Source organism: Streptomyces sp. NPDC053560, assembly GCF_044544605.1.
Lineage (GTDB): Bacteria > Actinomycetota > Actinomycetes > Streptomycetales > Streptomycetaceae > Streptomyces.
In genome coordinates, this window is the sequence record NZ_JBITXI010000017.1 from 157,483 (window position 1) to 169,930 (window position 12,448).

Consider the following 12,448-nt stretch of genomic DNA (forward strand, 5'->3'; position numbering starts at 1 on the left):
ACCGTTAAGGGCCGGTGTCCCGGATGGCGAGATTCATGTCCGGAGGGGAGGACGGACGTGGGCATGTGCTCCGGGTACGTGTTGCCGTGCGCCCGTCCGTGCGCGCTGGCCGGTCCGTGGCGGGCACGTTTCCATGGAACCTGCGTGGGTCGGCCCGCTGCACTGGATCCAGTGGGCTGGGGGACACCGCCACCTCATTCCCCGCGGGTGGCGGTCCGGTCCGGGGGGTGAGTCCCACCTCCCGGACTGTCGCGATCACTTACGCAACGGAGGGAAACAGGACCGCCGGGCGGACCGTCCGGTCCGCGGTACGGAGCACGCCTCCGGCCGGCCGCCCCTGAATGCGCCGGAACTGCGCCGAGAGCGCTCCCCTCCGCAACGTATCGGTACGGAACGGACTTTGGCTGAATACCGCCACCCGACGGTTTCTCGCCGCGGGCGTCGCAAGGGCTTTCGGGGCGCCGGGACGGCGCGGATACACGCCACCCCCATGCCGCCTCCGAGCCGCTCCTGTCGTGGCAGAGTGGTCCGCACAACAGCTGTGCCATGCGCCGTACGGGGCGGCCGAGCGCCCCCGTGACCGGTGTGCGGAGCGACGGGGAGACGGCGGGGAGGCCGCGATGCGCTGGTTGGTGGGGTGGAGCAGTACCGCCACGGGCCCGGACCTCACCGATGACAGCCGAGCGGTGCTCCCCGTGGGCGCCCAACTCCTGTGGGGCGACCCCGATCCCCTGTGGGCGGTGGGTGACTGGCGCCCCGATGAGGTGCGCGTCGTGCAGGCCGACCCCGAGACCAGAATCGCGGTCTTCGGGGTCTGCGGCGCGACCGACGACCAGTTGCGGGTGGGCCTGTTGGCCGCGCGCGGCGGTGCGCTGCGCCATCTCACGGCCTGGCCCGGCAGTTACACCGCCGTCGCGCAGGTCGGCCGGCGGCTGACCGTCACCGGCGACCTGGCCGGCGCCCGCCCGGTCTTCCACACCCGGTGGGCCGGCGGTACGGCCTACGCGACCGCCGCCCTGCCGCTCGCCGACCTGGTCGGGGCGAGCCTCGACGTCGGGCACCTCGCGGCGCTGCTGGCCTGCCCGGACGCGCCCGAGGCGCTCGGCCACGGGACGCCGTACGCGGGGGTGCGGCGCGTCCCGCCCGGCCACTCCCTGGTGCTGCGCGGCGGATCCAGCGAGATCACCTCGTACGAGCAGACCCACTCGCTCGCCGTCTCCGCACCCCAACTCGCTCCCGAACAGGCCGTGGACGGCGTCCGGGAGGCGCTGGTGGAGGCCGTACGCGCGCGTCTGGCGGCCCCGCGGCACGCGCCCGACCCCCGGGGCGGCCGGGGCTCTCCCGGCGGCCTGGACCCCGGCCCGGTGCCCGGCATGGGCCCCGCCGACCGGCGGGCCGCGCGCGGCGCACCGGCGCCCGGCGTCGGCGCCGACCTCTCCGGCGGCAGCGCCTCGGGCACGCTCGCGCTGCTCGCGGCCGGCCTGCCGGGGCAGCCGGGCCGGCTCAACGGGCACGGCGAGCGGCTGCTGGCGGTGACCTTCAACGACCTGGCCACCAACGGCGGCAGGGCGTACCACGAGGCCGAGCTGGAACGTGCCCGCACCCTCGCGGACAACCCGCGGCTGCACCACGTGGTGGTCGCGGCGGGCGAGGAGGCGCTGCCGTACGCGGACCTCGGGGCGGGCCCGCTCACCGATGAACCGGGGCCCTCGATGGTCGCCGCCGAACGGCACCGCAAACGGCTGCTCTCCGGGAGCGCCGACCACTTCGTGGGGCACGGCGCGCGGCAGGTACTGGACGCCCATCCGGCGCGCCTGGCGGACCTGTTGCTGGACCGGCGCCGACGGCATCTGCTGCGGCCCGTCACGGCGCTGGCGAAGGCCGACGGCGCTGCGGCGCACTCGGTGTTCATACCGTTCACCGTCTACCGGGCCGCGCGCCGGCTCGCCCGTACGCCCTACGGGGCGGGGGTCTCCGAGGCCGCCGGGCGGCTGCTGGGACGGGAGTTCGCCGACGAGCCGGTGGCGGGCAGCGCCGTGGACGCCTCGCTGGCGGCCCTCACGTGGTGCCGGCCCGGCCCTGCCGCGCGCTGGCTCACGGGCGAGGCGCTCGCTGAAGTATCGGTTCGGCTGAGCGACGCGGCGCTCCGCTCACCGGCCGTCGGGCGCCCCGGCGAGCGCAGGGCGCGCGCCGCGCTCACCCGGCACGCCGCCGACCACCGGGTCTTCGAGCAGGCCGCCGAGGTACGCAACCAGCGCCTGCACGCGCCCTTTCTGGACAACCAGGTGGTACTGGCCTGCCGCGCCCTCCCCGACACGCTCCGGGTGCAACCGGGGGCACGCGCCTCGGTGCTGCGCGCGGTGCTCTCCGGGGCGGGCATCCGCGACCTGCCCCCGGGGTGGGGCGCCACCTCGCACGTGACGCACGCGGCGGCCGTCCGGGCCGGGCTGCGCGCCGCCCTGGACGACCTCATCCGGCTCTTCGACGCACCCCTGCTCGCCGACGCCGGGCTCGTGGAGGCCCGCGTCGTGCGCAAGGCGCTGCGGGCCGCGGCCGACGGCGTACCGCTGCCGCTGGACGGCCTGGCGGAGCTGGTCTCCACGGAGCTGTGGCTGCGCCGCCTGCTCGCCCGGCGGGGCACCTGCTGGACCGGCGCAGCGGCCCCCAGACAGCGCGCCGTGGCGAGCGGCGTCGAGCGGCTGGCGCTCTGAGCCGCGCGGGCCGTACGGGGCCGCACCGGCGCCTCTGCGAGCCGTCGGCGGGCGCCCCGCAGGACCGCCGGGGCATCCGCACGTCAGCCCCGGCGGCCGGTCGGTGCACGGTCAGCGGGCGATCACCGGCAGCTGATCTGTGACTGTGCCCAGTCGCTGAACGCCAGGGTGTCGGCGGGCCTCTGCGGCTCGGCGACCAGCCGGAGGGTCGTACGGCCGCTCAGCGGTACGTGCACCGGTACGGCCGCGTCACCGCCGTGCACCACCCCCGAGCTCCACTGCCGCACCCCGTCCGCGTACACCGAGAAGCGCACAGCGCCGCGCCCGAGGCCCAGGTCGTCCACCCCTGCGTAGGCGTCGAACGCCGTGCACTCGCGGTTGAGGTCGATCGTCACCGAAGAAGGCGCGTGGGTCGTCACTCCGTGCGCGTAGTGCGTGCCGCCGATGCTGACGCCGCTCTGGCGCTTCCACAGGAAGCTGCTCTCCGTGGTGCGCACCTCCGGCTTGCTGTCGTCTCCCGTGAAGTCCCAGTCCAGGGTGTTGACCGGGTACGGCGCCGCCGGGGGCGGAGGCGGGGGCTTCGGCGCCGGCTTCGGGGGCGGCGTGGGCTTCGGCTTCGGAGGCGGCGTCGGCTCGGGCTTCGGGGCCGGCTTCGGCGCCTCAGGCGTGGGCGTGGGCGTCGGCTTCGGTTTCGGCGGCGCGGGCTTCGGAGGCGCGGGCTTCGGCGGCGCGGGCTCCGGAGCGGGCGGCTCGGGTTTCGGGGTGGGCTTCGGCTCCGGCTTCTGGGGCGCCGGTCTCGACGGGGCCGGCGGGGGCGGCTCGGCGTGCGTCTTCGGCGGGTCCTGGAGACCTGCCAGCGCCATGGCCACCCCCGCGGCCGCGACCGTGAGCCCGGCCCCGATGCCGACCTTCGCGGGCGTCCCGAGCCCCTCGGCGGCCGCTCCCGCGCCCGCGGAGTGCCCCGAGCCACCGGCGGCCGCCGCCGCGCCGGTACCGGCCGCAGCGCCCGCTCCGGCGGCTCCGACGACCCCGGCCGCCGCCTTGACCGCGTACCCGGCGGCGAACCAGCCGATGACCGCGACCGGCAGCACCGCACCGATCCGCTGATTGACGTCCGCGACCTCGTGCGCCGCGAGCCGGCAGCGCGCGCATTCCTCCAGGTGCTTGCGGAGTCCGCGCTCGGCCCGCACCCGCAGGCCCCCACGGGCGTACGCGCCCAGCCGGTCCGCGTACCGCGCGCAGTCGCCGCCGGACGTCAGCGACGCGCTCACGTGCGCCTGGAGGTACGCCTGCTTGAGGCCCTCACGGGCCCGGTGCGCCAGTACGGCGGTGGCATTGGCGGACAGCCCCAGGAGCGGCGCGACCTCGCTCGGCGACTCCTTCTCGACGGTCGTGTGCCACAGCACCGTCTGATAGCGCTCCGGCAGACTGCGGAACGCCCGTACGGCCATGGAACGCTCCGCCTCGTGCATCGCGCGCACGTCCGCACCGAGGTCGAGCGTGTCGTCGTCCATCGAGGAGCCGGCCGCCGAGGAAGCGAAGACCGCGAAATCCTCGACCAGGTGCTCGCGCTTGGCGGTCCTGACCCAGTCGGCGGCCGCGCGGCGCACGGTGGTGAGCAGGTACGCGCGGACCGCGGTCTTCGGGCCGGCGCCCCGGCGCACCGCCTGCAGCGTGCGCGCGAACACCTCGCCCGTCAGGTCCTCGGCGGTGTGCGCGTCCCGGCAGCAGGTGCGGGCGTAGCGGCGTACGGCCTCGGCGTGCCGGCGGTACAGCTCCTCGTAGGCGCTGTCGTCACCGGCCCGCATACGGGAGACCAGCTCGGTGTCGGACGGCGGCGCCTCGGGCTCGGTGCCGGGCGGTGCCTGATCGGCCGCGCCGGACGCGTCGGCGCCCGGTACGCGCTGCTGCGGTACGGTCTCCGGCCGGCTCGCCTGCGGGCCGGCGCCATGGCCGGAGCCGGCGACGTCGCCCGCGCCGACGCCGCGGTCGTCGCGCTCGTCGCGCCCCTCAAATGTCATTGCCGAGGCCCCCGGAACTACGCCACCAGTCTGACCATCGCGAAAGACTGCCACAAGGATGGCTGAAGCCTTACGGCGGTGTGACGCAATCACTCGTCCGGGGCGACTTGCCGCGCAGCAGCTCTAGGAGTCACCCGCACGGGGCATGATCCCGGTTTCGAGGTACGCATGATCCCCGTTTCGAGGGGCGGCATTCCCTGTTTCGAGGGTGGCCACGACGGCCCGTGACACGACAGCGGCCGGGACAAAAGCCCCGGCCACGCCGTACGAACCGTCCGCTCAGGCCACCGGCCGCGAGCGCAGGCCCTCCAGCAGGATCTCCAGGAGCCGCGCCGAGGCGGCCTGCTGCTGTGCCGCGTCCGGGAGCGAAGGCGCGCCCGTCGCGATCACCAGCAGCACGTCGGAGACCGTCACGTCCGCGCGCAGCTCCCCGGCTTCGCGCGCCCGCTCCACGAGCTGCCCGACGACGTCCAGGAGGGCCTGTGCGCCCCCGCTGTCGGCCGCGGACATCTCCGGCCCCTGCCCGTTGGAGTGCGGCTGCGCCGGCCCGTCGTCCGGCGACGTGCGCTGGGCGACGATGCGCAGCTCACCGGGCGCCACCGGGGGCTCCGGCGCGGTCCGCTGCTGCGGCACCCGCGCCTCCGCGAGCCCCTCGGCCCCATCCACGCCGCTGCCGACCCGCAGGATGCTCGGCGGCAGCAGCCGTCCGGCGCCGGACGCCACGGACGTGCGCAGGAAGCGCGAGAGGGCCGACCACGGGTCGTCCTCCTGCCCCAGCGCGGTGCGCGCCTGGTCGGTCAGCCGTGCGGTCTCCTCCTCCGCTATGCGGCGGACCAGCACGTCCTTGCTCGGGAAGCGGCGGTAGACCGTGCCCACCCCGACCCGGGCCCGGCGCGCCACATCCTCCATGGGCGCGCCGTATCCCAGCTCGCCGAAGACTTCGCGGGCAGCTCGCAGAACATGTTCCAAGTTGCGCTGTGCGTCCACCCGGAGCGGTGTGGTCCGGCCGGGCACGCCTGCCTCGCTCACGCCGCCGGTCCGGTCGCCGGCGGACGCCACCGCCGCCGGCCAATGAGAACTCTGCATGTGCATAGATGATCCCCCGGTAATGACGTCTCCCCCCGGAGACTCCCCGCCCTGACTGCCGGGGCTGCCAGCTTCCGGCTCCACCCCGACGAAGTACGAACATAGTTGAGCGCAGGTCAAGAATGAAGGGGGCAGTTCCGTACAGTCCGCCCCTCGAACGGAGTACGGGCCCGATCCGCCCCGTTTCCGTACACTCCCGCCATCTCGTACCCCCGCCTGACCTGCGGACCTCATTCCACACCGGCGGAAGCGGGGGTTCCAACGGGGGCCCCGGCCCACCGTCCGTATTTCGCCTTCCCTGTGGACAAAGAGACGGCGGGGGTGCGTCATGGAGAAATGCTGTGTCCCGGAGCGGGTACACGGCTATGTGATCGTGGCTCCGCCGGGGCCGGACCGACGCCCCCGGACGCACCCCACGGGCCATGGGCGACGTCGCGAGGAGATCCTCTGTGAAGCACCCGGCGCGCATTCTCGTAGTCGGCGGCGGCTACGTCGGCATGTACACCGCCCTCCGCCTGCAGCGGAACCTGCGCAAGGAACTGCAGGGCGGCACGGTCGAGATCGTGGTGGTCGATCCCGACCCGTACATGACCTACCAGCCGTTCCTGCCCGAAGCGGCGGCCGGCTCCATCTCGCCGCGGCACGTCGTCGTCCCCCTGCGCCGCGTCCTGGACCGGTGTCATGTCGTCATCGGTGAGGTGACGGGCATCGACCACGCCAAGCGCACGGCCACGATGAAGACGCTGGCCACGGAGGAGGAGGGCACCGGCGGGGTCGAGATGCAGTACGACGAGCTGGTGCTCGCGCCCGGCTCGATCTCGCGCACGCTTCCCGTCCCCGGATTGGCCGATTTCGGTATCGGCTTCAAGACCGTCGAGGAAGCCATCGGGCTGCGCAACCACGTACTGGAGCAACTCGACATCGCTTCCTCCACTCGCGACCCCGCCGTCCGGGACGCCGCGCTCACGTTCGTCTTCGTGGGCGGCGGCTACGCGGGCGTGGAGGCGCTCGCCGAGCTGGAGGACATGGCCCGGTACGCGGTGCGGTACTACCACAACGTCCGGCCCGAGGACATGAAGTGGCTGCTGGTCGAGGCGACCGGCCGCATCCTGCCCGAGGTGGGCGCGGAGATGGGCGAGTACGCCGTACGGGAGCTGCGCGGCCGCAACATCGATGTGCGGCTGAACACGCGCCTGGAGTCGTGCGAGAACCGCGTCGCCGTGCTGGACGACGGTGCGCGCTTCCCGACCCGCACCCTCGTGTGGACGGCGGGCGTCAAGCCGCATCCCATCCTGGCCGCGACCGGCCTGCCGCTCACCGAACGCGGCCGTCTGAAGTGCACCGCCGCGCTCCGTGTGGAGGGCGTCGAGCACGCCTGGGGAGCCGGCGACGCCGCCGCCGTACCGGACGTCACCGCCGACACGCCCGGTACGGAGTGCGCGCCCAACGCCCAGCACGCCGTGCGCCAGGCCAAGCAGCTCGCGGAGAACATCGCGGCGGCCATACGTGACGAGCCCGTCGAGGACTACGCCCACAAGTACGTCGGCTCGGTCGCCTCCCTGGGGCTGCACAAGGGCGTGGCCCACGTGTACGGGCGGAAGCTGAAGGGCTATCCGGCGTGGTTCATGCACCGCGCCTACCACCTCAGCCGCGTCCCGACCTTGAACCGCAAGGCCCGTGTGCTCGCCGAATGGTCGCTCGCCGCGTTCTTCAAACGCGAGATCGTCTCACTCGGGTCGCTGGAGAACCCCAGGGCGGAGTTCGAACTCGCTGCGGGCACGGGGCGGCAGAACGAGGGGAGTTGACGTCGCGCGGGGCGCGGGGTTGACGTCCCTCCGGGGCCGGGCGCCCGCCGCGGCGCGACGCCCTCCGTACGGTGTGCGGCACCGCGCATGTGGTGCCGACCGCCGCATACCCCTGGACCATATGCCGTCGTCGGTCATACGTTCACCGTTGCGTTCAGTCGAACGGGCGGTGCTCCACCAGGCCAGGAACTCCACCCGCCACTCCGGCGTCTGACGGATGTCAGTCCGGTCGGTCACACTGGACGTGTGACCATGGGTGGGCTCGTTTTTGCAAAGAGTGACAAGCGCGAGGAATTGGGACGTTTGCTGCATCACGCCAGAGGGCGCTCGGCGCGCCTCCGCCCGACCTTCCGCCGGCCAACGGCCGGGAGGCACTTCCCGGCCGCCGGACCGGCTCGGCGCCGCGTCGCGATCTAAGAGGTACACCTCCGTGAACTTCACTCGCTGGAGCGCCCGCTTCCCCGGTACGCAACGCCGTGCCGCGCGGGCAGACCGCGGTGCGGCGCCGGACGCGTCGTCACCCAAGCCGTCCCGGAGAACCCCTCCCTCGACCGGGCAGCCCACCGGGCCCTCCGGCGCCGCCACCCCGCCCGCCGATGCCGCGGACCGGACCGAGGCCGACCCGGCGACCCCCGCCAGGAGCACCGCGACGGACACCGCGGACACGGCGGGCACCCCGCCGGAGGCCGCCGGCGGCTCGGTCCCCGCCGCCCGCGCCGGGCGCCCCGAAGGGCACGCCCCCGCCGCGTCCGGTACGCAGCCGCCCACCGTCGACGCGCTCTCCGCCCACGAGATCCTCGGCACCATCCCCGCCCTCGTGGCCGTCGTCTACGGCCCCGAGCACCGCATCGCGTACGTCAACGGCGCGTACGCCAAGGTCTTCGGCGACCGCCCGGCCGGCCTCACCGCCCGCGAAGCCCTCCCCGAGCTCGACGAGCTGGGCCTGCTGCCGCTGATGGACCAGGTACTGCGCAGCCGCAAGCCCCGTACGGTCAAGGCCCGCAAGGTCCCCGGCGGCGCCGGCTCCGACCTCAGCCGCGACGGCTACTACACGTTCACCTGCACCCCCATCGAGGTCGCCGCCGCCAGCACCCCGGCCCCGGACCCGGAGATCGCCTGCGTCGCGCCGCACAAGGGCGTCCTCGTCTTCGCCGCCGACGTCACCGACCAGGTCGAGGCCGCCGAGCGGCTGCGCGCCGCGGAGCGCCGCCAGCGCGAGGCCGCCGTCACCCTCCAGCGCTCCCTGCTCCCGCAGGAACTGGAGCAGCCCGACGACCTCCGGGTCGCCGCGATCTACCACCCCGGCGGCACCGACGCCGCGGTCGGCGGCGACTGGTACGACGTGATCACCCTCGGCGCCGGCCGCACCGCGCTGGTCATCGGCGACGTCATGGGCCGCGGGGTGCGTGCCGCCGCCGTCATGGGCCAGCTCCGTACGGCCGTCCGCGCCTACGCCCGGCTCGACCTCCCGCCGCACGAGGTCCTCCAGCTCCTGGACGGCCTCGCCGCGGAGATCGACGCCAGCCAGATCGCCACCTGCGTGTACGCGGTGCACGACCCCAACGAAGGACGCCTGGTCTACGCCTCGGCCGGGCACCTGCCGATCCTCGTACGCGACCGGGACGGCACGGTCCACCGCGCCGGGGAGCCGACCGGCCCGCCCCTCGGTACGGGCGGCTGGCTGCACTCCTCCGGCAGCCTCCCGCTGAGCCCCGGCTCCACGGCCGTCCTCTATACGGACGGTCTGGTCGAACGCCGCGACAAGGACATCGACGAGGGCGTCGCCGCCCTGGAGAACGCCGTCGCCGGCGCGACCGGCGCCCCGGACATCATCTGCGACCGCCTGCTGCGCTCGCTGGGCATCACCAACGACCACGACGACGACGTCGCCGTCCTCGTCCTCCAGCACCCGGACCGCACGGGCCCCGAGGCCGAGCTCTTCCACAACGCCGCGCTGGAGCTGCACGGCGGCACGGAGGCGGCGCCGCGCGCCCGTGCCTTCGCCTCCGGCGTGCTCGCCTCCTGGCGCTTCTCACCGGAGCTGCACGACCTCGGCGTACTGGCGGCGAGCGAGCTGGTCGCCAACTCCCTCCAGCACGGCACGCCGCCCATGCGGCTCCGGCTGCGGCGTACGGACCGCCGGCTGATCGTCGAGGTCACCGACGGCGACGACCACCTGCCGCGCCGCCGCCGCGCCGAGCCGGTGGACGAGGCGGGCCGCGGCATCTCGATCATCGCCACCATCGCCTCGAACTGGGGCTCGCGGCGTACCCCTGGGGGCGGTAAAGCGGTGTGGTGCGAGTTCGCCCTGCCGAGTGAGTAGCGAGTAGCGCGCCGGCCCGACGACAGCGCGCATGACAGGACGCAGCGGCGTGGGACACGACGCATACAGAAGGGGCCGGGCCCGTACAGAAAAGTACGGACCCGGCCCCTTCCGGACGGGCGGCGCCCTACGCGACGCAGGCCACCTCGTCCCTGACCGGCACCTCGACCGGCGTGGCCGTGGCACGCGGGTTGTCCTGCGCGGGGGTGAGCAGCCGGCCCAGGCGCAGAGCCAGCGCCGAGATCCCGAGCGCGCACAGGATCAGCATCACGATGTACGCGGCCGACGCGCCGTGGCCGACCAGCAGCGCGCCCACGGCCGGCCCGACCGCCAGCGCCAGCTGCTTCACCAGGGCGAAGACCGAGTTGTACTGACCGATCAGCCGGCTCGGCGCCAGGTCCGCCACCAGCGGCGACACCGTCGGCGACAGCAGCGACTCGCCCACACCGAACAGCATGTACGTGGAGATCAGCAGCCCCGTGGCCACCGCCTGCGCGCCGTGCACCAGGCCGGACAGCCCCGCGGCGACCCACGCCACGGTCCAGATGAGCCCGACCACCGCGATGACCCGGCTGCGGCGGCGCCGCTCGACCAGCTTCAGGACGACGAACTGCGCCATCACGATGGCCGCGGTGTTGGCCGCCAGCGCGATGCCCAGCGTCGACGGCGCGATGCGGGTGACCTCGGTGGCGTACGCGGCGAGGCCCGACTCGAACTGCCCGTAGCAGGCGAAGAACAGCACGAACCCGAGCAGGCAGAGCCACATCATCCGGCGGTCGGCGAGCAGCGCCCGCCAGGAGCCCTCGGCGCGCGCCTCGACCGGGACCTCGCCCTCGACCTTGGGCGCCTTGGGCAGCCGTACGGTCGCCACGGCGGCACCGAGCACGAGGAACATCACGGCCTCGATCGCGAAGAGCCGCACAAAGCTCGCCGGGTCGCTCTCGTCGACGAGCATGCCGCCGATCAGACCGCCGATGCCCAGGCCCAGGTTGTTGAGGAAGAACTGGGTGGCGAAGGCGCGCGACCGGGTCACGGTCGTCGAGCACCACACGATCATCGTCGCCAGCGCCGGCTGGATGACCGCGATGCCCGCGCCGAGCGCCACGGTCGAGGCGATCACCATCGGCTCGTTGTCGGACAGCCCGAGGCCGAGCGCGCCGAGAGCGGCGGCGAACGTGCCCACCACGGCGACCGGCAGCGGACCCCGCCGGTCGATGGCACGACCGGTGAAGGGCAGCACGACGAGCGCGGCGACGGCGAGCATGGCGAGCACGACGCCCGCCGTACTCGCACCAAGATCACGCACCTTCGCCACGTAGACGTACAGATACGGGACCGTAAAGCCGTTGCCGAACGCGCTCAGTGCGTTGCCCAGCTGGATCCGGCGCAGCGCGGCGCCCATTGCGGTGGTCACACTCACCTACCTAGGTCGAGAAGGTCGTCGAATACGGATGTGTGCAGGGCGGGGTAAGGCGCACGCGGGATTCGGTCCCCCGGACAGGCTCAGGTGCCCCCCCAGCACTGGCGGACTTCAGAGGAAGAGGAGAGCCGCAACGTGTTCGGTCCGTCCCGGACAGTCACAAGCTGAAGACTTCAACTCTAAAGTTCGAAGCTAAAGAGTACATGACCAAGGACTTCAACGCCAATGACTTCCGTGCCATACTGCGCCGCATGTCAGAGCCCTCAGAAGCGGTCCAGAGCCCGGCCGAGCCGAGCCTCGAGGAACAGATCGCGGCCTACCAGCGCGAGTTCCAGGACCTCGACCCGCAGGTGGAGAAGGTCGTCTCCGCGCTGCAGCGCCTCAACCGCCGGATGAACGTCGCCTACGGCCGGCAGACCGCCACGCTGGGGATCAGCAATGCCGAGTGGGAGGTGCTGAAGGCCCTCGTCGTCTCCGGCGCCCCGTACCGCCTGGGCCCGGGCGAGCTCGCCAAGCGGCTCGGCCTGACGCCGGCCGCGATGACGCACCGCATCGACCGCATGGCGAACGAGGGACTCGTCAACCGGGAGCGCGACGAGAACAACCGCGTACGGGTGATCGTCGAGCTGACCGACGAGGGCCGGGGGAAGTGGCTGGAGGCCATGCGCCTTGCCTCGGTATTCGAGGAGGACCTCCTCCAGGACCTCGATTCCCGCGAGCGGGGGCTCCTGGGCGACGTGCTCACCCGGCTGCTGCGCCGCGTCGAGGACGCCCAGCCGGACGCGGACGGCCGCCTCACCGACCTCGACTGAACACCCCTGTCACGGCCGCTCCGGACGGGCCGGACCCCGGTTGACACGGCCTACCCCGGTCCGTAGTGTTCTCCGAGTTGCCACACAGCCGTAACGGTTTTGCGGCAGCCACTCACGCCGCACCGGCGGCAACCCATTACTGCACGGCCTTCCTTCGGGAACAATTTCGGCATGTCGAAATTCAACCGATCGGCTCGATTATGAGCCGGCCCGGAAAACCGCTAAAGTAGTGATCACGCCGGAAGGCGCGAAACCCCCTCCGACAGGGAT

General features: G+C 73.4%; 7 protein-coding genes. 4 read left to right on the top strand and 3 right to left on the bottom strand.

The window, feature by feature from the left end; genetic code table 11:
• Nucleotides 1–620 precede the first annotated feature (620 nt).
• Entirely contained in the window at nucleotides 621–2,711 is a 2,091-nt protein-coding gene (locus ACIGQF_RS33730; RefSeq protein ID WP_399718370.1) for an asparagine synthase-related protein, read from the top strand.
• 122 nt (nucleotides 2,712–2,833) lie between these two features.
• On the opposite strand, the gene ACIGQF_RS33735 is transcribed toward ACIGQF_RS33730, so the two are convergent.
• Together ACIGQF_RS33735 and ACIGQF_RS33740 are read right to left on the bottom strand one after the other, a co-directional pair.
• Complete coding sequence (locus ACIGQF_RS33735; protein WP_399718373.1) at nucleotides 2,834–4,732, bottom strand: sigma-70 family RNA polymerase sigma factor; 1,899 nt, start codon at nucleotides 4,730–4,732, stop codon at nucleotides 2,834–2,836.
• 279 nt (nucleotides 4,733–5,011) lie between these two features.
• The gene (locus ACIGQF_RS33740) at nucleotides 5,012–5,824 is read right to left on the bottom strand and encodes a TetR/AcrR family transcriptional regulator (protein WP_399718376.1); all 813 of its coding nucleotides are present in this window, start codon (nucleotides 5,822–5,824) and stop codon (nucleotides 5,012–5,014) included.
• Nucleotides 5,825–6,240: 416 nt separating this feature from the next.
• On the opposite strand from ACIGQF_RS33740, the gene ACIGQF_RS33745 reads away from it, so the two are divergent.
• Nucleotides 6,241–7,623, top strand: coding sequence for an NAD(P)/FAD-dependent oxidoreductase (locus ACIGQF_RS33745; protein WP_399718380.1), 1,383 nt, complete (start codon nucleotides 6,241–6,243; stop codon nucleotides 7,621–7,623).
• Nucleotides 7,624–8,053: 430 nt separating this feature from the next.
• Nucleotides 8,054–9,946, top strand: a complete 1,893-nt coding sequence (locus ACIGQF_RS33750) for a SpoIIE family protein phosphatase (protein WP_399718382.1) — start codon at nucleotides 8,054–8,056, stop codon at nucleotides 9,944–9,946.
• 127 nt (nucleotides 9,947–10,073) lie between these two features.
• Here ACIGQF_RS33750 and ACIGQF_RS33755 read toward each other — a convergent pair whose 3' ends face one another.
• Nucleotides 10,074–11,360, bottom strand: coding sequence for an MFS transporter (locus ACIGQF_RS33755; protein ID WP_399718385.1), 1,287 nt, complete (start codon nucleotides 11,358–11,360; stop codon nucleotides 10,074–10,076).
• A gap of 257 nt (nucleotides 11,361–11,617) precedes the next feature.
• Here ACIGQF_RS33755 and ACIGQF_RS33760 point away from each other — a divergent pair, with 257 nt between their 5' ends.
• Nucleotides 11,618–12,178: a MarR family transcriptional regulator gene (locus ACIGQF_RS33760; protein WP_361553868.1), complete on the top strand. Its 561-nt coding sequence runs from the start codon at nucleotides 11,618–11,620 to the stop codon at nucleotides 12,176–12,178.
• Nucleotides 12,179–12,448: the final 270 nt, after the last annotated feature.